At 40.6% G+C, this 21,422-nt stretch carries 20 protein-coding genes; 6 read left to right on the forward strand and 14 right to left on the reverse strand.

From position 1 onward, the window contains the following. Nucleotides 1-3 precede the first annotated feature (3 nt). A complete protein-coding gene (locus IGI44_RS12990) occupies nucleotides 4-429 on the reverse strand; it encodes a GNAT family N-acetyltransferase (RefSeq protein WP_438788134.1) in 426 nt (141 codons plus the stop codon). Between the two features lie 211 nt (nucleotides 430-640). Between IGI44_RS12990 and IGI44_RS12995 the strand changes: the two genes are divergently transcribed. The 4 genes from IGI44_RS12995 (at nucleotide 641) to IGI44_RS13010 (ending at nucleotide 7,046) form a co-directional block, all read left to right on the forward strand. Then, on the forward strand, nucleotides 641-2,080 hold the full coding sequence (locus IGI44_RS12995) for an amino acid permease (protein ID WP_438788135.1): 1,440 nt from the start codon (nucleotides 641-643) through the stop codon (nucleotides 2,078-2,080). A 135-nt stretch (nucleotides 2,081-2,215) separates the two neighbouring features. Beyond that, on the forward strand, nucleotides 2,216-2,956 hold the full coding sequence (locus IGI44_RS13000; RefSeq protein WP_438788136.1) for a class I SAM-dependent methyltransferase: 741 nt from the start codon (nucleotides 2,216-2,218) through the stop codon (nucleotides 2,954-2,956). Between the two features lie 19 nt (nucleotides 2,957-2,975). Then, nucleotides 2,976-4,049, forward strand: a complete 1,074-nt coding sequence (gene pepA, locus IGI44_RS13005) for a glutamyl aminopeptidase (RefSeq protein ID WP_438788137.1) — start codon at nucleotides 2,976-2,978, stop codon at nucleotides 4,047-4,049. Nucleotides 4,050-4,376: 327 nt separating this feature from the next. Further along, a complete protein-coding gene (locus tag IGI44_RS13010; RefSeq protein WP_438788139.1) occupies nucleotides 4,377-7,046 on the forward strand; it encodes a cation-translocating P-type ATPase in 2,670 nt (889 codons plus the stop codon). A gap of 394 nt (nucleotides 7,047-7,440) precedes the next feature. On the opposite strand, the gene IGI44_RS13015 is transcribed toward IGI44_RS13010, so the two are convergent. The 8 genes from IGI44_RS13015 to IGI44_RS13050 all read right to left on the reverse strand — a co-directional run bounded on the left by IGI44_RS13015 (nucleotide 7,441) and on the right by IGI44_RS13050 (nucleotide 14,755). Then, nucleotides 7,441-7,812 carry a cupin domain-containing protein gene (locus IGI44_RS13015; protein ID WP_438788141.1) on the reverse strand — a complete coding sequence of 124 codons (372 nt, stop codon included), beginning with the start codon at nucleotides 7,810-7,812 and terminating at the stop codon, nucleotides 7,441-7,443. 81 nt (nucleotides 7,813-7,893) lie between these two features. Next, complete coding sequence (locus IGI44_RS13020; protein ID WP_438788142.1) at nucleotides 7,894-8,625, reverse strand: amino acid ABC transporter ATP-binding protein; 732 nt, start codon at nucleotides 8,623-8,625, stop codon at nucleotides 7,894-7,896. Nucleotides 8,626-8,636: 11 nt separating this feature from the next. Beyond that, nucleotides 8,637-9,290, reverse strand: coding sequence for an amino acid ABC transporter permease (locus IGI44_RS13025; RefSeq protein WP_438788143.1), 654 nt, complete (start codon nucleotides 9,288-9,290; stop codon nucleotides 8,637-8,639). An 18-nt stretch (nucleotides 9,291-9,308) separates the two neighbouring features. Continuing rightward, nucleotides 9,309-10,082 (reverse strand): amino acid ABC transporter substrate-binding protein, encoded by a 774-nt coding sequence (locus IGI44_RS13030; protein WP_438788144.1) that lies wholly within the window; start codon nucleotides 10,080-10,082, stop codon nucleotides 9,309-9,311. A 2-nt stretch (nucleotides 10,083-10,084) separates the two neighbouring features. Further along, nucleotides 10,085-11,227, reverse strand: a complete 1,143-nt coding sequence (locus tag IGI44_RS13035; protein ID WP_438788145.1) for a cystathionine gamma-synthase — start codon at nucleotides 11,225-11,227, stop codon at nucleotides 10,085-10,087. A gap of 611 nt (nucleotides 11,228-11,838) precedes the next feature. After that, nucleotides 11,839-12,639 carry a 4-hydroxy-tetrahydrodipicolinate reductase gene (dapB, locus tag IGI44_RS13040; RefSeq protein WP_438788146.1) on the reverse strand — a complete coding sequence of 267 codons (801 nt, stop codon included), beginning with the start codon at nucleotides 12,637-12,639 and terminating at the stop codon, nucleotides 11,839-11,841. A gap of 149 nt (nucleotides 12,640-12,788) precedes the next feature. Then, nucleotides 12,789-13,844 carry a hypothetical protein gene (locus IGI44_RS13045; RefSeq protein ID WP_438788148.1) on the reverse strand — a complete coding sequence of 352 codons (1,056 nt, stop codon included), beginning with the start codon at nucleotides 13,842-13,844 and terminating at the stop codon, nucleotides 12,789-12,791. Nucleotides 13,845-14,110: 266 nt separating this feature from the next. Continuing rightward, the gene (locus tag IGI44_RS13050; RefSeq protein ID WP_438788150.1) at nucleotides 14,111-14,755 is read right to left on the reverse strand and encodes a hypothetical protein; all 645 of its coding nucleotides are present in this window, start codon (nucleotides 14,753-14,755) and stop codon (nucleotides 14,111-14,113) included. A gap of 303 nt (nucleotides 14,756-15,058) precedes the next feature. On the opposite strand from IGI44_RS13050, the gene IGI44_RS13055 reads away from it, so the two are divergent. Beyond that, the gene (locus IGI44_RS13055; RefSeq protein WP_438788151.1) at nucleotides 15,059-15,280 is read left to right on the forward strand and encodes a hypothetical protein; all 222 of its coding nucleotides are present in this window, start codon (nucleotides 15,059-15,061) and stop codon (nucleotides 15,278-15,280) included. 46 nt (nucleotides 15,281-15,326) lie between these two features. On the opposite strand, the gene IGI44_RS13060 is transcribed toward IGI44_RS13055, so the two are convergent. The 3 genes from IGI44_RS13060 to IGI44_RS13070 are packed head-to-tail and all read right to left on the reverse strand — an operon-like array spanning nucleotide 15,327 to nucleotide 18,481. Next, nucleotides 15,327-15,962 (reverse strand): TetR/AcrR family transcriptional regulator, encoded by a 636-nt coding sequence (locus tag IGI44_RS13060; protein WP_438788152.1) that lies wholly within the window; start codon nucleotides 15,960-15,962, stop codon nucleotides 15,327-15,329. A 4-nt stretch (nucleotides 15,963-15,966) separates the two neighbouring features. Beyond that, nucleotides 15,967-17,574, reverse strand: coding sequence for an ABC transporter permease (locus tag IGI44_RS13065; protein ID WP_438788153.1), 1,608 nt, complete (start codon nucleotides 17,572-17,574; stop codon nucleotides 15,967-15,969). Then, complete coding sequence (locus tag IGI44_RS13070) at nucleotides 17,567-18,481, reverse strand: ABC transporter ATP-binding protein (RefSeq protein WP_438788154.1); 915 nt, start codon at nucleotides 18,479-18,481, stop codon at nucleotides 17,567-17,569. The genes IGI44_RS13065 and IGI44_RS13070 overlap by 8 nt, the downstream gene beginning before the upstream one ends. Nucleotides 18,482-18,742: 261 nt before the next feature. Here IGI44_RS13070 and IGI44_RS13075 point away from each other — a divergent pair, with 261 nt between their 5' ends. Continuing rightward, nucleotides 18,743-19,384, forward strand: a complete 642-nt coding sequence (locus tag IGI44_RS13075; protein ID WP_438788155.1) for a DUF998 domain-containing protein — start codon at nucleotides 18,743-18,745, stop codon at nucleotides 19,382-19,384. 40 nt (nucleotides 19,385-19,424) lie between these two features. Here the strand turns inward: IGI44_RS13075 and IGI44_RS13080 are convergent, their stop codons facing one another. Together IGI44_RS13080 and IGI44_RS13085 are read right to left on the reverse strand one after the other, a co-directional pair. After that, nucleotides 19,425-20,189, reverse strand: a complete 765-nt coding sequence (locus IGI44_RS13080; protein ID WP_438788156.1) for an acyl-CoA dehydratase activase — start codon at nucleotides 20,187-20,189, stop codon at nucleotides 19,425-19,427. After that, nucleotides 20,177-21,355: a double-cubane-cluster-containing anaerobic reductase gene (locus IGI44_RS13085; protein WP_438788157.1), complete on the reverse strand. Its 1,179-nt coding sequence runs from the start codon at nucleotides 21,353-21,355 to the stop codon at nucleotides 20,177-20,179. Before IGI44_RS13085 ends, IGI44_RS13080 begins: the two co-directional genes overlap by 13 nt. Between the last annotated feature and the right edge of the window lie 67 nt (nucleotides 21,356-21,422).

Here is a 21,422-nt window from a genome sequence, read left to right on the forward strand (position 1 = left end):
CACTCATCTGCTGATTCTTTTAACTAAATAATATTTTGTCGTGCCAACCATCGGAACATCTTCCAATTCGCCAAAAATTTCATAGCCATTCTTTAAGTAGAATCCTAATGCCTGGTAAGCCTTCGTTGTTAAGGTAATGGTTTTTACACACTCTCTGTTCGCTTGTTCCTCCATCGCCTGAATCAGCTTAGAGCCAACACCGAATTTTTGGAATTTACTATCCACCCCCAACAATGAGATATGCAAGGTATCATAGTGCCCTTTCCCTACAATCCCACCAGCTAATTGCTCGTCTACCCATGCTCCAAAAGCCAACGTGTATTCTTTTGTTTCCAATAATTGATCCGCAAATTGCTTTTCATGCTGCTGATCAAAAATCTTATTTAAAAAAGGCATCAATGCCTCTCTTTCACTTGGTTTAATTTCCATCTTTTCACCTCTTCCAAAATTATTCTACCATTCTTATGAGAATGCTAAAAAGACAAAATGAAACGAAAATGATAATTTAAAAAAAGTAAATTAGAAATCTGTAAAGTGATTAATTTTCTATTCCCTCTTCTTTATACTTAAACAGGTAAATGTAACCGCTTTATTTTTAGTCATGTGATGTTTTTAACTTAGAGAGAGAGGAAGAAAATAAATGGCTGATAAGAAGATACGCTGGTTCACTGTTTCAATGATTGCTTTTAGTATGGTCTGGGGGTTTGGAAATGTTGTAAATAATTATGCCCAACAAGGAATTTCCGTTGTCGTTTCTTGGCTATTAATTATGCTCTTGTATTTCATTCCTTATGCTTTGATCGTTGGCCAGCTAGGCTCTACTTTTAAAACAAGTTCTGGCGGGGTCAGTTCATGGGTCAAAGAAACGACTGGGAAAAGAAAAATTGCCTACTATGCCGCTTGGACCTATTGGGTGGTTCATATCACTTATTTGGCACAAAAACCGCAATCTGTTTTAATTGCTCTTGGTTGGGTTTTTAAAGGCAATGGGAAAGTGGCTACTGACATGAGTGTGCAAACCGTCGCCTTGATTTCATTAGTTATTTTCTTGATTTTTTTACTCCTTTCAACCAAAGGATTGACTACCTTAAAAGTCATAGGTAGTGTGGCAGGTTCGGGAATGCTGATTATGTCGCTTTTATTCATCCTTTTAGCAGTAGCCGTTCCATTTATTGATCCCTCTTTCAAAGCAGCGACACCGGATATGGGCAGCCTTAAAACCTATATACCAGATTTTAACCTCAGTTATTTTGCCACCATCTCGATGCTGGTTTTTGCGGTTGGCGGGGCTGAAAAAATTTCTCCTTATGTGAACTCAATTGATCGTCCGACAAAGAATTTTCCGAAGGCAATGATTTTTATGGCAACCATGATTGGCTTAAGCGCAGTCCTTGGCTCTGTCGCTATGGGGATGCTATTTGACAGCAACAATATTCCCGATGATTTAATGGCCAATGGCGCCTATAGTGCCTTTCAAATTTTAGGGAACCATTTAGGTGTTGGAAATCTTTTAATGATTATTTACGGTTTAGCTCAAACAGCAGTGCAATCTTCCGCTTTGGCCTTTTCCATTGATGCCCCTTTAAAAATCTTATTGTCAGATGCCGATCCTGAATATGTTCCTCAGTGGCTACGTAAGAAAAATAAAAACGGGACATTAATCAATGGGTATTTGCTGACTGGAATTCTCGTTAGCATCATTATTATTCTGCCGATTTTCGGAATTAAGAGCATGAGTATTCTGGTACAATGGTTGACCAATTTAAATTCCATCGTGATGCCAATGCGCTATATCTGGGTATTTTTTGCCTATATGATGTTAAATATTCAATACAAGAAATTCAAGTCCGAATATAAATTCATTAAAAATCCTAAACTCGGTTTCTTCGTTGGTTTTTGGTGTTTTGCTTTTACGATTCTAGCTTGCATCTTAGGAATGTTGCCAAAAGTCGATTATGCAGCCGATCCTAGTTCATGGATGTTCCAGCTATTCACTAATATCGTGACACCAATCGTCCTAATTTTACTAGGAATGATCCTGCCATTGATTGCTAAACGTGAACAACGAAACTTAAAATAAATAAATTTCGCCTATCAACTTAGCTTATTTCGTGAGCTCAAGCGGATAGGCTTTTTAAGATCTCTTTCAACAAATGTCAATTTCTTTTTAAGGCGTGTATACTAAATAGAATGAACGCTGAAAAGGAAGGATCTTATGTCTAATTATTTGAACGATCTCGAACTATTTTGGGATGAATTTGCCGAAGAATATGAATCAATCCAACAGGAGTCAACATTTCCAATCGCCGAAGATTTACGGGATTTTTTAGTAGAAGAAGCAATACTCCCTTGCCGTACCTTTTTAGATCTTGCTGGGGGATCAGGTCGTTATTTACTTCCATTGCAAAAATACGTAAAAAACTATGATCTAGTAGATATTTCTGAAGAAATGCTGAAGCTGGCCGCAGCGAAGGCAGCTTCCAATGTACAATTAATTAAACAAGATCAACACACGTTTCTTAGTCGAACCAAACAGCAGTATGATCTTGTGTTTTCGGCTATGAATCCTGCATTACAGACAGAAAACGACCTACTCGCTTTTTGCAAAGCTAGTCGAAAGTGGTGTCTGATTTTACGAGTTGTTAAAGAGGAGGATTCGCTCTTCTCCCCTTTTGAAGAAGCAAGTCCTGATTTGTTATTAAATACACGCTACAAGACATTCTTAAAGGAGTGGCGAATCCCTTATCGGACAAAGCGCTTTTCTTATGTTAAGAACGAAGAAATTAGCCGAGAATTTTTTCAAGAGTACTTTGCAGATGACTTCTCTTTCACAAAACTAACCGAGCTGACTGAAAAAATTTTTGGAGACGTCGACCATAAATCCACTCAGCAGGTTCTCGACTTTGAATTGATTTATTTTCAAGTCCCAAAGGCTTATAATAAAAACGGCTTTTAACTTTAGAGGAGGATTATTGATGGAAGAAAAAACATTTCAACGAATCAAAGAATTAACAGAACTGCAGGGAACCAGCGGTTTTGAAGAAGATATCCGCAGCTACATGCGCAAGTCCATTACACCACTCGTCGATGAGGTGCAACAAGACGGGTTAGGCGGTATTTTTGGGATGCGTCAAGCGGCTGAAACCAAACCACGTGTGATGGTCGCCGCCCACATGGATGAGGTTGGCTTTATGTTGACTGAGATTACTCCTCGTGGATTGTTCAAGGTTGTTCCTCTAGGCGGATGGAATCCATATGTAGTATCTGCACAACGTTTTACCCTAAAAACCACTAAGGGAAATTACCCTTGTATCTCTTCTTCCGTTCCGCCTCATCTATTACGCGGAACAAATGGACAAGGTCAAGTAAAAGTTGAGGACATCCTCTTTGATGCTGGTTTCGAATCAAAAGACGAAGCGTTAGCATACGGGGTCTTACCTGGTGATACGATTGTTCCACAAACAGAAACCGTTAAAACGGCAAATGGGAAGAACATCATCAGTAAAGCGTGGGATAATCGTTATGGTTGCACCGTCGTGTTAGAAGCGCTGGAAGCCTTGCAAAAAGAGCCATTGGATTACACCCTTATCGCAGGTGCGAATGTTCAAGAAGAAGTGGGGTTGCGAGGGGCTAAACCTGCTGTCACAAAATTCCAACCAGATTTATTTTTTGCAGTTGATTGTTCTGCTGCGGATGATTTAGTGACCACCAATGGGACGTTTGGGCACTTAGGCGAGGGAACCCTTTTACGGATTCAAGATCCAGGGATGATTTTACTTCCTCGATTAAGAGAATATTTGTTGGATACAGCAGAAACGCACAACATCCCTTACCAATATTTTGTTTCTAAAGGGGGAACAGATGCAGGGGCAGCCCACACTGCAAACGAAGGTATTCCAAGCACCGTAATCGGAGTTTGTGGTCGTTACATTCATACCCATCAAACAATGTTCAGTATTGCTGATTTTGATGCCGCAAGAGAAATGCTGATCCAAGTTTTGAAAGGACTAGACGAAAGTACGATCAAGACAATCGTTGCAGGGAACTAGCCGCTTAAGAAAAATTAAATAACTTAGAATAATCAAGACTATCAAGGCTTTTCTAACTTCTTTGATGACTTTATTCAGTGGAACCAGCATTTTTCTTGCAATCAAAAATCATTTCCGTTAAGATTTAAACATATTAATAACTCCTTAGGGGAGTAACCGGCAACGTTGTTGTTGTGATATCAACAGTAAGTTAACCAGCAATGGTTTTCTGGTATCGTATGAAATGGTGAGACCTAAGACAAGTTTAAACACTTGCCTTGGGTCTCTTTCTATTTTTTCAGGACGTTACCACTAAGCTAAGTGAAATAAAAAATTGGAGGATATAAATTGACAAAACACGCGTACCAACAAGAAACAGATGGATTAATGAAAGACTTGAACACTGCACCAGAAGGTCTGACCCAAGCAGAAGCTCAACAGCGACTGCAGGAAAATGGCCCGAATCAGCTAAAAGAAGCGAAGAAGAAATCCTCACTGACTTTATTTTTAGAAACCTTTAAAGACGCGATGGTGGTCGTCTTACTGATCGTCGCTGTCGTTCAAATGATCATGGGGGCTCATGTCGAATCAATCGTCATATTTGCAGTACTGCTATTAAACTCTGTAGTAAGTGTTATTCAGACGAAAAAGGCTGAGGGTTCTCTTGATGCATTAAAGAAGCTTTCTGCACCTGATGCTAGCGTACTTCGAGCCGGACAGGAGCAAAGTATTCCTGCCAAAGATATCGTCACTGGCGATATCGTGATTCTGGAGGCTGGCGATTATGTACCAGCCGATGGGCGCTTGCTTGAAGCGGGTTCATTGAAAGTTGATGAAGGAATGTTAACCGGTGAATCAACACCCGCTGAAAAAGAAATCACTACATTGAGTAATGATGTACCGATTGGTGATCGTATCAACATGGTCTTTAGCGGAACGATCGTCACTTATGGTCGTGGGAAATTCTTAGTGACTGCGACTGGCAGTGAGACTGAGATTGGCCAAGTCGCTGGTTTATTAGAATCAACGACTGAACAAAAAACACCGCTGCAACGCGGATTGGATCGTTTCAGTAAGAAATTAAGTATTGCGATCTTGGTGCTATCTTTAGTGATTTTAGGTGTTCAATTGCTGCGTGTTTTCTTAGATGGTTCAGCCGATATGACGCAAGACATCGTCAATGCCTTCATGTTTGCCGTTGCTGTCGCCGTTGCTGCGATTCCTGAGGCACTCCAATCAATCGTCACGATCGTTCTTTCATTAGGAACAAAGAAAATGGCGAAGCAGCATGCGATCATTCGTAAGCTGCCTGCTGTAGAAACATTAGGATCGACGAGTATTATTTGTACCGACAAAACAGGTACACTGACCCAAAATAAAATGACTGTCGTAGATCACTTTTTAGCCGATGGTCAAAGCGGCGAATTCTCAAATGACCCGAAGCAATGGGAAGCCGATGAACAACGCTTGATCGAGATCAGTGTTCTAGCCAATGATGCAACGATCAGTGAAGATGGGACGAAATTAGGCGATCCGACTGAGATCGCATTGATTGACTACAGTGAAGGACAAAATCAATCGTACCGTGAATTACGGAAAAAATATCCTCGTGAAGCCGAGCTGCCTTTTGATTCTGATCGTAAATTGATGTCGACGCTTCATACGATTGACCAACAAAAAACAATGGTAACTAAAGGTGGTCCTGATATTGTCTTTGAACGCAGCTCAAAGGTTCTACTCGATGGACAAGTCGTTGACTTTACCTCGGAATTAAAAGCACGTTTCCAAAAACAAAATGAAGCTTTTTCTGAACGAGCATTACGCGTTCTGGCTTTCGCTTACAAAGAAGTGACAACTGATTCGTTAACGTTAGACGATGAAAAAAATCTTGTCTTGGTTGGCCTGTTAGCAATGATTGACCCGCCGCGAGAAGAAGTATTCCAAGCAGTTGCTGATGCGAATTCTGCGGGTATCCAGACAGTGATGATCACCGGTGACCATAAAACGACCGCCGTTGCTATTGCTAAAGAAATTGGCATCTTCCAGCAAGGTGATTTAGCATTGACCGGTGCTGAATTGGATCAATTAAGCGAAACCGAACTGTCTGAACAATTAGAACAAATTACTGTTTATGCTCGTGTCTCACCAGAAAATAAAATCCGAATTGTCCGTGCTTGGCAGGACAAAGGCAAAATATCGGCTATGACCGGCGATGGGGTCAATGACGCCCCTGCCTTAAAACAAGCAGACATCGGAATCGCGATGGGAACTGGAACTGACGTAGCGAAAGATGCTGCTGCAATGGTTCTTACAGATGATAACTTTGCTTCAATCATAAAAGCGGTCGAAGTCGGACGAAATGTTTTTGATAATATCAAAAAAGCCGTTGCGTATCTTTTCGCTGGAAACTTAGGCGCGATCATCGCGATCGTCTTTGCTTTAGTAATCGGCTGGGCGAATCCCTTCACGGCCCTGCAATTACTATTTATCAACTTAGTCAATGACTCACTGCCAGCAATCGCATTAGGGATGGAAAAAGCCGAACCGACGATTATGAAACGTCAGCCCCGGGATCCTAACAGCGGTATCTTCACTGGTAAGACCTTGATTTCTGTAACCTATCGTGGGATTTTGATTGCCATTGCTGTGATCACTGCCCAGTGGATCGGAAATCTGCAATCAGCGGAAATGGGTGTTGCGATGGCCTTCTCGACTTTGATCTTGAGTCGGACATTACAAACCTTTGCCGCTCGTTCAAATACACAAACTTCCGTACAAGTTGGTTTATTATCCAATAAAATGGTGTTGCTTGCGATCCTTGTCTGTGCCGGATTATTCAGTCTGACATTGTTGCCAGGATTGCGTGAAGTCTTTGCTATTCCTGCAGCCTTTGCTTTGAAGGAAATTGGTTTAGCGTTAGCTCTAGCAACTTCAGCCGTTCTATTGATGGAAATCACTAAATTGATTTTAGTAAAAGTCCAAGAACCGAAAGCAAAAGCACAATTTAATAAATGCTAAGCTAGATCAGCAACAAAAAAAGGCCTCAGAACTAATTCCACGAGACCGCTAATAAAGAACCGTTTTTGAAATTCAAAAAAAGACGCATTAGAATAATCCTATTCTGCAAAGTGGAGATTAGCGACCAATAGTTGGTAGTTAGTCTCCACTTTTGTGAAAGTTTCCTTTTTTGTACTATAGCATTAGCAGTAGCCCGAAACTCGTTCCTGAGATTTTTTGTCTAGATAATTTTTTCGAGCAGCAAGCATAAAATCGTATCCTTATGCACGCTAATAAATTCGGATATATTTCACCAGTTTGCCTCTTTCACCTGCATCAAAAATCTGCGGCGTTTTAAATTCCAATGAAGCATTGAAAATGGATGAATTTAGAAAGTAAGGATTCATCATGATGCTTAGACTAAGTCTACTGGATTGCCCCATTCCGTTGCCGAGGGATTAGGATCGGCACCTACAGCAATATGGACAAACTCACTATCGTCCGTCGCACCATGCCAATGCCAGACATCAGCAGGAATGGCGACACTATCACCTGCCTGTAACAATTGCGTTGGTTGATCTTGAATCTGCAACCAACCACGACCTGATAAAATCAATAATACCTGATCAAAATGGTGGGCATGCCAATCCGTTCGTGAACCAGGCATAAAAGTTACATTCGCCACGCCATGGTCATACTGCTGGTTATTCGCCAATATTTCCATATAGTTTTCGCCTTTAAAATGAGCGATCTCTGGATTTATTTTCCCTCTTGAAAAGATTTGCATTTGTTAGACCTCCTATTTATTAATTTAAACGGTTAATTATTGATATAAAGCCGACATCGAAATTCGATGTCGGCTTTATGTTTATAGAAATTGCTGCAAGTAACGTTGTATCCGAGGATTCTCACTCTCAAAGAAGGATTGGCTGCTGCCGTCAAAGGTCACCTGTCCGTCTTCAAGGAACACGATCCGATCTGCGACCTTGCGGGCAAATTCTAAATGATGGGTCACAACAATCTGGCCATTGCCTGATTCGGCTAAATCCTTAATCACTTGCAATACTTCTTGTGCCAGCTCAGGGTCTAGTGCACTCGTTGGTTCATCATAAAGCATAAACTCCGGCTCCATCGCCAGTGCTCGAGCGATTGCCACCCGCTGCATTTGTCCGCCCGATAATTGTTTTGGATGCTCCTTGGCTTTATCCAATAGTCCAACTTTTGTTAATAGTTGCTCCGCTTGTTCTCGAGCCTGTTCTTTTGAAATTTTCTTCACCTGTGTAGGACCTTCCATCACGTTTTGAATCACCGTTAAATGGGGAAAAAGGTTGTAGGCTTGGAAAACAATACTGAAATGTCCGCGATATTCCTTTAATTGACGAAAGGATAGATTTTGCGGAAAAGAGAGATTGTCTTGACCGATATTGATGTTGCCGCTGTCAGGGGTTTCTAATAGATCAATGGAGCGCAGCAATGTGCTCTTTCCTGATCCAGATGGTCCCAAAATAACTGTCGTCTCACCTGGTTGAAATGTTAGATCTATATCCTTCAGCACTTGATTGCCATCAAAACTCTTGTTTAATTTTTCGATTGTTAACATGCTTCTTCCTCCTAATAGACCATCCGTTTTTCAAGCACGGACTGCAGATAATTCAAGAAGGTACAAAAGACCAAATAATAGACCGCCACCATGCTGTAAAGCAGTAATGGCTCATAGGTCCGTGCAGCGATCCGCTGAGCAGTCATAAAAATCTCAACAATCGTGATGCTGGCAGCCAGTGAGGTATCCTTAACAAGACTGACAAAGTTATTGGACAATGGCGGCAGGGCAATCTTGAACGCTTGTGGTGCAATAATGCGGTACAGAATCTGCCAACGGCTCATTCCTAAAGATGCAGCTGATTCATATTGACCTTGAGGGATCGCTAATAAAGCGGAACGAATGTTTTCAGAAGCATACGCGCCAGTATTTAGTGAAAAAGTTAAGATCGCAGCTGTCCACGCATCCATTTGAATTCCCACTGAAGGAAGCCCGAAGAAGACGATGAACAATTGGACTAACAACGGCGTACCGCGAAAGATCCAAACATACAGAAAGAAAATCCCGTTTAAGAGACGATTTTTTGAAATCCGCGCTAAGGCCGTGATCAATGCTAGAACCATTCCTAGAGCAAACGAAATCAGAGTCAACGGAATCGTCATTTTTAACAATGCCCAAAATAAAGGCAGCGCGGAGCTTTGAATAATATCGATCATTCGTTCCATTTTACTTGCTCCTCCCTTCTATTTAGAAATGTCCTTATTGAAATACTTTTCTGATAGCTTCGTCAGTGTTCCATCAGCTTCTAATTCCTTGATTGCTTTATCGACTTTTTCAGCCAACTTTTCGTCGCCCTTATGGAACATTGCAGCGACCTCGGTTGCTTCATCAGATGTTTTCACGATCTTGATCGGTGCATCTGGTTTTTGTTTTAAGTAATCATAATAGGTTACATCATCATTCAAGGTAGCGTCTGCACGCTTGTCGCTCACTAATTCAACGGCTTTACTAAATCCATCTACACTTGAGATGTCTGCTCCAAGGTCTTCTGCCATTTGGGCGTAATTGCTGGTCAATGATTGAGCCGAGGTCTTTCCTTTTAAATCAGCAAAGTCCTTAATCTCATTATTGTCCTTGTTCACGATCAATGCGGGATGAGAAATAGAATAAGGGGTACTAAATAAATATTTTTCCTTCCGTTCAGGAGTGATCGATACCTGGTTGAAGATTACATCGGATTTCTTCGCATCAAAAGCCGCTAACATTGAATCCCAAGGCGCCTCAACAAATTTCACCTTATAATCGATTTTCTTAGCAACAGCTTTGGCAACATCTACATCGTAGCCGGTTAATTTGTCATTATCATCACGAAATGAAAACGGGGAATACGTTCCTTCTGTTCCCACTCGCAAAACATTTTTTGAACTTGCTTCATCGTCGGCCTTCGACTGGCAACCTGCTAAAAACAGGACTCCAACGACTAATAAACTGGCGACTGCAATAATTGATTTTTTCATGTTTATTCTTTCCCTTCTAATGCTTGGTTTAAATCATTCTTTAAATCATCGATATCTTCAATTCCCACCGATAATCGAATCAATCCATCTTTGATACCGGATGCTTCACGCTTTTCTTTGGGAATCGATGCATGCGTCATAACAGCTGGAACCTCGATCAAGCTTTCGACTCCGCCTAAACTTTCAGCTAGAGTGATAACTTCCAATGCTTCAACAAATGCTGCAACCTTGCTTTCATCAACTAACTCAAAGGCTACCATCCCGCCGAAACCACGCATTTGTTTTGCGGCGATTTCATGACCGGTGTGATTTACCAACCCTGGATAGTATACTTTTGCAACTGCCGGATGAGCAACTAAATAGTTTGCGAGCGTTTCCGCATTCTTTTGATGTGCCTCCATCCGGACGGCTAAGGTTTTGATTCCTCTTTGTAATAACCAGCTGTCTTGCGGTCCTAAAACACCGCCAATCGAATTTTGATAAAAGCCGATTCTTTCAGCAAGTTCTTCGTCATTCGTCGTTGCTAAACCGGCAACTAAATCACTGTGACCGCCTAAATATTTCGTTCCGCTATGCAAGACGATATCTGCGCCCAAGTTTAAAGGCTGCTGTAAATAAGGCGTTGCAAAGGTATTATCTACCAGCGTCAGCAAATCATGTTCCTTCGCCCACGCCGCACTTTTTTCTATGTCAACGATCTTTAATAATGGATTGCTGGGTGTTTCTAAATATAAAGCTTTCGTCTGAGCTGTTCGTGCTTTTTCAAGTTGGGATAAATCACGACTATCCACCATCGTATAACTAAGCCCTAACGGTTTAAAGACTTTTTCCAATAAGCGGAATGTGCCGCCATACACATCGTCACCAAGAATCAAATGATCCCCAGGTTGAAATAATGATACAGTCGCGTGAATTGCAGCCAAGCCAGATCCAAAAGCAAACCCTTTTACGCCACCTTCAAGCTCAGCGATCAATTCCTCTAATGCCAAACGAGTCGGATTGCCTGAACGTGAATATTCAAATTCACCCGGTTGCCCCAATTTCGTTTGACGGTAGGTCGAAGTTTGATAGATTGGTACACTAACCGATCCTGTTAATGGATCTTCACTGATTCCTCCGTGAATCAATTTGGTTGATAAATGCATTTGATTTCCTCCTAATAGTAAGTTTTTAGCGTTCATCTGTTAAGCAGCTACACATGGCACTTCCTCCTGTCTTTTTTTGTATACGTACTATTTTCTAATCACGTTAAAATGTGATAACAACGGCAACTAGCTCATTTTTCTAAAAAACAGAAAAATGAAGTTATTTTCGTACGCATATCATTCCGCTAAACAGCACGATCATAAATTTTCTTATCCAATGAAAATCCTTCGATCTTTTCACATTGCGAAAAGCGGAACTGACAAAAAGAGGTGCAGCTATTAAAGCTGCACCTCTTGGAATCGTTAAAAATTAGAAGTTTCCTTCATCTCAAACGAGTTCAGAACAGTTAATAGGCATGACAAAGTGGTATGCTGCTTTTTTGCACCATACAACAACATGCTGATTCAACTGTTTGAACATTCATAAACTGCGCACTGTTGTTTGTCATGAGTCCTGACCTCCTTAAATGATTGGATTAAATTTAGCACTTAAAAAATGAGAAGTCAATCAATAAACTCTCAGAAAGCAAGTAAAATAACTATCTCAATAATTAACTAACGATAGATCCTGCGCTAAATTTGGAAAATTATCCCATAAAAAAACTAACTATCTAAATTTTTAACACATCAGAAACTGAGTAATAACCTGGCGGCTGTTCAGCTAAGAACACTGCGCAATCACATGCTCCTTTTGCGAATCCGCGCCAATCGGTTGAATGATGACTGATTTCTAATCGTTCACCGGAGCCGCCAAAGAAAACCGTATGACTGCTTGGGGTATCGCCCATTCGCACGGAATGGTACCCGATCGTTCCCTGCTTTCTTTCGCCTGTCCCTTCACGACCATAGACTGCTATATCCGAAAGCTCCGCTCCTAGCTCATGAGCAATCAGCTCCCCCATCTCTTTGGACGTACCGCTTGGAGCATCCTTTTTCCAACGGTCATGCATTTCTATGATTTCAATATCCGTCTCTTCTCCGATAGCGGCTGTTGCCAACTGTAGCAGCTTATTCATGACATTCACCAACTTAGACGTATTGGCGGCATAAAGCATGGGGATTTTTTTACCCGCTTCTCGAAATTGTTCCATTTCCTCTGAACTAAATCCCGTTGTCCCGCATACTAATGCTTTATTGTGCTCTTGGGCTAAACGTAAGACGTCCATCCCCATTTCCTTTGTAGAAAAGTCAATAATCACATCGCACCGCTCAATCACGTTTGCCAGATCGTCTACGACGGGCACGCCTATGTCCCGCCCAAGTAATGTCACTTGTCCCAAGTCTTGTCCAATATAGTCGCGATTTTTTGGACCCACTCCTGCCACCAGCTCCAACTCTTCACTAGCAGCTGTAATTTGAGTGATCAAACGGCCCATTTTACCCCTCGGTCCAATAATAATTGTTTTAATCAAATTCATTCCTCCCAAAAATAAAGCGATTTCAACATTAGTGTATCATGGAACCTAGAAAAACAAAGGAAAATAATGCATTCTGCTTTCTTTAACTGGAAACAGTTCACTGAGGAACAATCAAAAAAGGAATAGCGCTTTTTACCTGAAGATCATTTTCGTTTTCCATTTTTCTTCTTTTTATTCCCTGAGCCCCTTTTACCACTCCCCCTTTTCACCCTACTCAGTAATCCTTCTTTATACTCTCGTTCTTGCTGCTCCTTGCTTTTAGGTTTACGGAAATCGACTTTATTTGGGGTATTCGTAGGTTTCGGCTGTTCGTTTTTTGAGAGTAGTTGTTTTTTCGACACTGGAGCGGAGGAGTCATCCAAGCTCTCGAGAACACTGGTTTCAGCGATGATTGGATCTTTTTGTGTTTGGTGATTTTCCATGTGAGAATCTCTTGATGCCCTATCGTTAAGTGAGCCTGTCTCCAACGGTAGATTTCCGCTCTGATTGCGCTTCTTAATGCCTTCCGTAGTTGACAATACTTTTTCTTGAGAAAGGCACAGTGCATCCTCATCCTTAATCAATAGCGGTTCATGTTCATTTTCCATTTTATGTGAAGCGTCAATACAGGACTTCACACTGTCGTAATTGTCATACTCAACAAAGCGACGTACGCCAGCTGGCGTTTGGAAAATCGTCAAAGTCGTCAAGATTTGCAGCACCTCAGCAATCTCTTCCTCTGAGTGCACTCTTTTGGTATTCCGCAACGTCCACTTGTGTTTCTTCCCATTCGCGTCTTTAAAAACTGACACTATGTCAAACTGATAATCGGATGTTTCAATTACTTCACGGTGCTGTTTATCTAACAATGCTTTATATCGGCGTGTTTGTTTTGTCACTTCATGGTATTCTGTCTCATTTTTATATAGACGGCGCAAAATCGTTTCCCATTCTAATTTGTCAAAATAGTCCTGAAAGTACGCACTAAACTGGCGCATCTTATCATTTGGCTCCGAGGTTAGAAGAATCTGACGCACCAAATTTTTGAAAATATCTGAAAAATCACTGATACACAGTGCCTCTCTAACCAAGAGAGCAACAGCATATTGCATCACCAGTCCAGCATCATTCGTTGCTTCAAAGAATTGTTCTACTTTTTTAGCCAGACTTAGATTTTGCATGGTAAATAATTGGCGACTCGTTAGATTTTTTGGTGTCATTTGATTTCTTCCTTCCCACTTCAATGTTTTTTTAATCGTTTTCATTTTTCTTGTTCAGTTGATTTCTACAAGAAAAGAGTACTCCTTGAGTAACAAAAAAGGAAGGGGAAAATCAAAAATAAATACCCTATTTTCAGCGAAAAATTAAGCGAAATGGGTAATTACAACTAAAAATCATATAACAAAGCAGGATTCAGAATGAGTCTGAAAGCTGTTAAAAAGCCGTTTAGGGAACCTGTCCTAAACGGCTTCAATAAATTATTTAATTAGAAGAACATTCGTAAAAATGACCATAGGTAACGTAATAAACGAAACAGAATAAACAGCAGAAAAATATTTCCTAAAATGAAGCTGACTGCATTTCCGGCACTTGCCTTCAAATTACTCAAAGTAAAACGCCGCAAAAAGCGTGGCACTGAACTATAGCCATTACGTTTTAACCGAAACTTTTCTTCATAGGTAAGATCCAACATATCGTAATAAACAATTTGCAACGGTTCACGAGAAAAGAAGGCCTTTGAGAAACCAACCATCATCGTGTACTGTTTGTTATTAGAGGGCAGATTGCGTACGCCCTTTTTATTAATTCGAACGGCTTCATCATCCATTACATTATAGCTGTATTCTTCTTCTTGGATTTTATGAATCTGCACTTCTGGTTGATTTTCTGCTAAAAAAGTTTGATAAACCTCTGGAAATTTCTGTTTTTCTAAAAACAGATAAACGATTAAAACTGCCAATAATACCATCATTAAGACATTCAATAACAAATTATCTTGGAATATACCGCTGTATACCATTATGATCACTAATGCCACTGCACTGATCGTGATTCGTTTCCAGTAATAATTCTGATACATGATCTTGATCGTACGTTCATAGTATGCAAAATCTGATTCAGCAAAATTCATCGACTTCATCCCCTTTGTAACTCTCTTACTTTTAGTATAGCGGAGCAGCATGTCGATGTCAGTCCATTTAATTTATTCCCCAAAAAAGCATTAGTAGTTTAAAACTATCTTAAAATAATCGATAAACTTATCTCTAATTTCGTTGCATACTTTACTTGAGATCGTTTTCTTTTTTCTGAATGTATGAATTAAGTTTGATAAAGCGGTATTTTATATTTAGGATTATCCCTTTTTTTCTAGGAGCTGAGTAGTATAATGAGTAGTAGAAAAACGATTTCTTTTAATCAGTGAAGGGGTACACCAATGAAAATCGCCATCATTCTTTCAACTATTATACTTGCACTAGCGAATGTTTATCTTTTTCTCGTTTATTTCAAAGAGAAAAAGATCGAGGATAAATTAGAGCGTTTAGCTGTAATGTTTGGAACAAATATGAGTGTCCTATTTGTTGATAGTCTGATTCTTTTCTTCGGTGCGTTGGCTGAAGAAGGATTATTCATCATGGTAATTCTTTCTGATTTTTGATTCTGTAAATAAAACACTCTGCCATCATACAAGATGGCAGAGTGTTTTAACGTTTAACAAAACCGTATTCAAGTAGTTTCAATTTACGCTTCATGCGGTCAATTTCCGGCATTAAGTCTTCAATCGTTTTCCATTCAGGATGTCGCCCCATTTCCCGCTGAATTCGGGTCGTTTCGCTGTTTAAAACCGCATAAATTGTTTCAAGGACATCGCTTTCCTGAATATCCTCTCGTAAAGGCAGTTTGCCGATTACCTCATCCGTCAAAGTCATATTGCGGTTTATATCCGTATCGAGTCGTTTCGTCATAGCACTTCTTAAAGGCTCTGGTAGAAGGGGCATTTCAGTATACGCCTTTAGCAAAAAATCAAATTCAATAGGATAGTTCAATTGCAGCTCAATTTTATATTTAGTCGCCTCTACAACCATTTCTAAGAGATCGGAAGCTTTGGTCCAAATCGAATAATCAACATGTTGATAGAAAAATTCTGAAGCATAAACATAGGTCGCTTGGTATAAACCACTCTTATTTTCATAATAATGGAACAGCAATCCCTTTGAAACACCTGCTTCTTCAGCGATATGATCTGTTTTTGTTTCTCGATAGCCATAATGTCCAAATAACTTCGCACTGGCTGTTAGAATACTTTTTTCCTTTTGCGGATCTTTTACGATTTCTTTCATCCAATCACTCCAAGTCCCGCTTATTGTAGCCTGCGATTCCAAAAATCGTCAAACCTAGAAAAGCTACAATTAGGATAATTGCAAGTGTCGTATCAACAGGTTCTGTAGGTACTTTTCCGACCCACCCCAAAGGAGAAATATTCGCTATATCTTCTGAGAGATCCAAAAGCGGTCCGAACATCTTAACTAAGACACTGGCTGCTAAATAGCCCCACAACAGATTGGTCAATTTTGGCAAAACCCCTGTCAAGAATATTCCAATTCCAACAAAAAATAAGGTCGCTGGCAAAAATCCCAATAATGCATCCCAAAAATACTTAGTCGCCACTGGCTGATCCAATGTACGATTTCCCACAAAGAACGCTCCAGCTAAGGTCGCTGTGAAAACTGCGATACTAACTGCTGTACCTATCCCAAAGTAGCTTAATGCTAAGCGAGTCTTAGAAATACTTTTTGAATGCAAGATTTCTAGATATCCTTTTTTCTCATCTGACTTCAAGCGAAAAATAATCAAAATCCCACTGATGGCAGCAATGGCTACAAAAAACATTCCCAACATATTTAAATAGTTTAAAATCAATTCCCGATTGGCCGCATTTATCTGGGTAACCCCGAGAATTTTTCGATAGGTCGGATTGCTGCCGATAATGTCACCGATCGTACTGAAAACCGAGCCATAGGCGGCACCCAATACAAAACCGCCGAGGAGCCACCCAATAATACTATTACGTTCAACAGACAAAACCAAACCTAGCGGAGAAGATAATAGCTTTCCTGCTTGAGCCTTTCCATTACGTGTCGATAGAATCCCGCTGCCGATATCGCGTGTCTCCGCAATCTTAACCGCAACTATCAAACAAATCAGACCTAGCCCTAGAGTCAAAATGACTGGCAACCACTCATCTCGAGTATAAATCGCTGTCTTTTGAATCCAACCGACGGGTGATAACCAAGTAAAATCTGGGTTCGACACATCCGTCATCATTCGAATAAGATAAAAGAACCCATACAGACCATAGCTTACAAAATACGCACTACGAGCATTGTTGGCTAACTGGGCTATTAACAAGGCAACAAAACCAAATAAGATGCCAATACTAGCAAGGCTGACCCCCATTAAAATATCTCCCTGTAGCGTGGCGCCAGCCAAATTGGCTGAGATTAGACTAGCAATATACAGTCCACCCATCAATCCATTAATCAACAATATTTCTAGTACTGTCGCATAGGTTGGTGCTAATCTTCCCACCGTTCGAGAACGAACCATCTCCAACAAGCCTGAGTCCTCTTCTGCTCGTGTATTAGAAATGGCCAGTGAAATATTCATAAAGACCATGAACATCCCCATGAAAACCAACATCTCAGAAGCAAAGACATTCGCTGTTGTATAAGGTTTCGTAGCAGAAAACTCACCAAATAGTGAGACCATCGCTGGCGTCTTCAACGTTTCAACAATGGCATTAATATCCGCTTGAGTTCCGAATAACACATTAAATTTTGCGGCAACCGAGGCAAATATTCCAACTAAAATCACGATCCAGATCAGATGTTTGATCCGATTTTGTTTAAAATTTGCTCGTAATAAATAGCCTGTTTTTGCTCCGCTATTCATGAGAATCAGCCCCTTGTTTTTCATAATAGCGCATGAACAAATCTTCTAAAGTTGGAGGTGTCGAAATCAAATTGATGATTTGCTTTTCAGCTAAAAAACCCATGATTTGTGTCATTTGCTCACGATCAACTGAAAGTACCGCCTCTTGATGCGCAGTATCTGAAAAATCTACTTTGTGTACACCGATTAATTGTTCCACACCATCAAGAGGATGCTTCGTTTCTATTGTAATTTGCAATCGAGTTAAGTGACGCATTGACGCCAGATCACCCGTTTCGATGATCTCACCTTCACGAATGATCGCAATCCGGTCACACATTTTTTCCACTTCCGATAAAATATGACTAGACAGCAAAATACTTTTCCCAGCATTTTTTAGTTTCAAGACTTCCTCTTGAAAGGATTTTTCATTCAACGGATCCAAACCAGAGGTTGGTTCATCAAAAATGTACAATTCTGCTTCTTGTGAGAGTGCTGCTACCAAGGCAATCTTTTGGCGATTTCCTTTTGAATAGGTTCGGGCTTTTTTCTTAGGATCTAATTGAAATTTTTCAATTAATTCTTCCGTTTTCTGTGTGCGCTTTTGACCATTCAAACGCAAGAGCAGGTCGATGATTTCACCACCAGTTAAATTTGGCCAAAGAAAGACATCCCCTGGAACATAGGAAATATCCTTATGGATTTGCGTGTCTTCCTTCCACACGTCTTTACCAAAAATCGTCGCTTCGCCGCTCGTTTTTTTCAACATACCTAAAAGTATTCGGATTGTCGTTGATTTTCCAGACCCATTAGGACCAATGAAGCCGAGTACCTCACCTTTTTTTACCTCAAAGGTCACATTCTTCAATGCTTGAAATTTACCAAACCTTTTTTCTACTTTATTCAATGACACAATTTGATTTTCCATCGTTCTCACTCCTATTTTGCAGGCTATAATTTCAACAAGGAAACAGCAATTTCCAGCGGCTATACCAACAAACGCTATTTATATCCATTCTTTATCGTGAGAATACCTCTTTTTGACTGGTCAGTCAATGACTAAGCAGTCAATTTAAACTCAATTTTTTTCTACTATGAAAAGAAAGTGATTCCTGTTCAAAGCTTCGTATTTCTCGAATTTTTAATCAAAATGCAGTATTATTAAGAAAACTTTTTTGAGGAGCAACTGATGACTATTTTAAAAAAACTTTCGCCACTTTTTTTGATTCTCGCAGTCGTCGGAGACTTTTCATTGCCTTATTTTTTAGGGCGATTTTATCCTGATTTTGATCAAATGACGATGATTATCAGCCAATTAGGCGAACCAACCAGCCCCGTACAAAGCTATTTCAATAACGCCTCCGTTGTGACAGGAACATTATTTGTTCTGTCGAGTTTTGGCGTATATGCTTTCTTTCGACCGGAATCAAGACGCTTCGCACAGATACTCGCTGGAGTAATCGCTCTTTATGGATTTGGCGATTGCATTTTAACCGGTCTAGTGCACATCAGCGAATCTGCCAGCTTTTTCAGCCCTGCTTATTTTCTTCATGCAGCATTTTCCGGGATCTCTATGGTAGCAATGATGTTCGTCCCTTTACTGTTGGCTTATCAGGCAAATAGGAAGCATCAAAGAGTTCGTTCGCTTTTTTACCTAGCTTGCTTGATCGGTTCGATCTTGGCGTTAATCCTATTTGCCGCCTATTATTTACCAGTGATTGGCAGCCTGCTTGCTTCTACCCGTGGATTATGGCAGCGACTTTCCCTGCTGCTTCTTTATCTTCCTGCCCTTAGTATTGCTTTTAGACAGATAATAAAAAAAGAGAGATAAAATAAACAGGATGCGGCTGAGTGTGCCACATCCTGTTTGTTTATCCTAATTTCTTTATTCCTATTTGCGCCGCTCCAATAGCTCCCGCATATTGTGATAAGTCATCGCATTTCACCGGTGCTGCGACATAGTGCTCCAAGACGTTCGCAAAGGTTCTGCTTTTTGATAATCCGCCGGTAAATAACACTTCCTCTCCACGAGTGGGTCGCAACTTAGAATATTGGCTGCTGATTCGCTGCGCGATCGAATGCAGAACGCCCAGTGCAATATCTTCACGCGCCTCACCTTTGGAAATCAAACTAATAACCTCTGACTCCGCAAAAACTGTACACATGCTGTTTATGGTAACCGGTTTGGCATCCTGAACGAACTGATCGAGGTCTGAAATGTCTTCACCTAAAGTCCGCATCATGACTTCAACAAATCGTCCTGTCCCAGCAGCACAACGATCATTCATACTAAATTCAATAACACTGCCTTTACCGTTTAGCTGGATCGTCTTGCAGTCCTGACCTCCAATATCGATCACCTGCTTAACTCCAGGCGATAGATAATCCGCTCCTTTTCCATGACACGTAATTTCTGTAACGACCAAATCTGCCGGAAGAAGCTTACGACCATAGCCCGTTGTGACAAGCTTCAGATCATTTAAAACATAGCTCCGCTTGAAATAATTAACAACATCCGACATCGCTCCTTTAGGATTTCCTGCGGTCGGGATCAAGTATTTATCGATCAACTCGCCTTTAGAAAAGAGCACGCCCTTTGTTGTAGTAGAACCAGAATCCAACCCTATTGTGTACATACAGTTTCTTCCTCTAACATTTCGATAAATGCGGTTACGCGGGTGTTGATTTGTTCGATATCTGAAGTTGAATAATCCGTTTCTAAATACATGTAAGGGATATGTTTTTCTTCATTCAAGAAGCGTTTGATTTTCAAGGATTCCACTGAAAACGGAATACAGTTTTGCAAGACCATATCGATCACGCCATCGACTTGGTAATCATCGATCATTTGGCTCAACAGTTCCTTCCGAGGCTGGTTATTCGACATGCAGGCACAACCGATATTGATATATTTATCCGTTAATGCTTGGTATACATCCTCTTCGTTTTCATCAACCAAACGTTCCACTGCTTTTGCCACTGTACAATTTTCATATGCCACTACTAAGCCGCCGTTTTCTTCGATGGCGCGAATGACTTTTTCAGTTACGCCACCCATTGGTGATCCGGTGACTAAGATTCTTGGCTTGGCATCCAAACGTTTTCCCGCTGCGTATTCTTCTTTGACTTTCGCGGTTGTTTCTTCTAGCATTTGAATAACTTCTTCTTTGTCGAATTTGTATTGTGAACCGTACATCACTTTGAAAATCTCTTGTCCAGTAATCGCCGGCGGGTTTAGTTGACCTAAACGATAGAAGTTTTGTTTGGCTTTACGCTCGCGATTCTTCAAGACGATCGCTTCTCGGATTTTTTCATCAGAAATTTCTACGCCTAAGAAATCTTCTAGTTTTTCTTTGAAGCGCACCAATTCGCTATACCACAATTTTTTACTTTCTTCGGTATCGCGCATATGTGGCAGTTGCATCAAATAGGTTTCCTTGAATTCTTCCATGTATTCGTACATTTTTTTCTTACCATCACAGGTCGTTTCACCAACAACCAAGTCAGAAAAATAGAAATACGGACATTTATCCGTCTTGCCGAAACCATAGCTGGATTTAATTAACGGACACAGATTCCGTGGCAAATCTTCTTCTGCATCAGGAATCGTTTCATCTGAAGTTGAACATAGGCTGATCTGAATCGCTCCGCCTGCCAAGACTAATTCCTCCGGCATGAAGGTACAATAAACACCCACCACTGGTTTGCCCTTTTCCTTGATCTCCTTAACCGCTAAAAAGCCTTGTCTTCTCGCTTCACCAAACTCATCAAAAATCTCCGGTAAACTTGTTTTTAGTTCCATGTTATCCATTCCTTCCCATTTTTAGCTATTCTTTTTCCTGTTGAAAAATAGGCCGCATCTTGATCGC

Origin of the sequence: Enterococcus sp. DIV0756 (assembly GCF_051710745.1) — a bacterium.
Lineage (GTDB): Bacteria > Bacillota > Bacilli > Lactobacillales > Enterococcaceae > Enterococcus_A.

Excerpts from the sequence above, each read along its gene's own strand:
- IGI44_RS12990 (WP_438788134.1), bottom strand. The coding sequence starts at position 429 with ATGGAAATTAAACCAAGTGAAAGAGAGGCATTGATGCCTTTTTTAAAT.
- IGI44_RS12995 (WP_438788135.1), top strand. The coding sequence starts at position 641 with ATGGCTGATAAGAAGATACGCTGGTTCACTGTTTCAATGATTGCTTTT.
- IGI44_RS13000 (WP_438788136.1), top strand. The coding sequence starts at position 2,216 with ATGTCTAATTATTTGAACGATCTCGAACTATTTTGGGATGAATTTGCC.
- pepA (WP_438788137.1), top strand. The coding sequence starts at position 2,976 with ATGGAAGAAAAAACATTTCAACGAATCAAAGAATTAACAGAACTGCAG.
- IGI44_RS13015 (WP_438788141.1), bottom strand. The coding sequence starts at position 7,812 with ATGCAAATCTTTTCAAGAGGGAAAATAAATCCAGAGATCGCTCATTTT.
- IGI44_RS13020 (WP_438788142.1), bottom strand. The coding sequence starts at position 8,625 with ATGTTAACAATCGAAAAATTAAACAAGAGTTTTGATGGCAATCAAGTG.
- IGI44_RS13025 (WP_438788143.1), bottom strand. The coding sequence starts at position 9,290 with ATGGAACGAATGATCGATATTATTCAAAGCTCCGCGCTGCCTTTATTT.
- IGI44_RS13030 (WP_438788144.1), bottom strand. The coding sequence starts at position 10,082 with ATGAAAAAATCAATTATTGCAGTCGCCAGTTTATTAGTCGTTGGAGTC.
- IGI44_RS13035 (WP_438788145.1), bottom strand. The coding sequence starts at position 11,227 with ATGCATTTATCAACCAAATTGATTCACGGAGGAATCAGTGAAGATCCA.
- IGI44_RS13045 (WP_438788148.1), bottom strand. The coding sequence starts at position 13,844 with ATGACACCAAAAAATCTAACGAGTCGCCAATTATTTACCATGCAAAAT.
- IGI44_RS13050 (WP_438788150.1), bottom strand. The coding sequence starts at position 14,755 with ATGAATTTTGCTGAATCAGATTTTGCATACTATGAACGTACGATCAAG.
- IGI44_RS13055 (WP_438788151.1), top strand. The coding sequence starts at position 15,059 with ATGAAAATCGCCATCATTCTTTCAACTATTATACTTGCACTAGCGAAT.
- IGI44_RS13060 (WP_438788152.1), bottom strand. The coding sequence starts at position 15,962 with ATGAAAGAAATCGTAAAAGATCCGCAAAAGGAAAAAAGTATTCTAACA.
- IGI44_RS13065 (WP_438788153.1), bottom strand. The coding sequence starts at position 17,574 with ATGAATAGCGGAGCAAAAACAGGCTATTTATTACGAGCAAATTTTAAA.
- IGI44_RS13070 (WP_438788154.1), bottom strand. The coding sequence starts at position 18,481 with ATGGAAAATCAAATTGTGTCATTGAATAAAGTAGAAAAAAGGTTTGGT.
- IGI44_RS13075 (WP_438788155.1), top strand. The coding sequence starts at position 18,743 with ATGACTATTTTAAAAAAACTTTCGCCACTTTTTTTGATTCTCGCAGTC.
- IGI44_RS13080 (WP_438788156.1), bottom strand. The coding sequence starts at position 20,189 with ATGTACACAATAGGGTTGGATTCTGGTTCTACTACAACAAAGGGCGTG.
- IGI44_RS13085 (WP_438788157.1), bottom strand. The coding sequence starts at position 21,355 with ATGGAACTAAAAACAAGTTTACCGGAGATTTTTGATGAGTTTGGTGAA.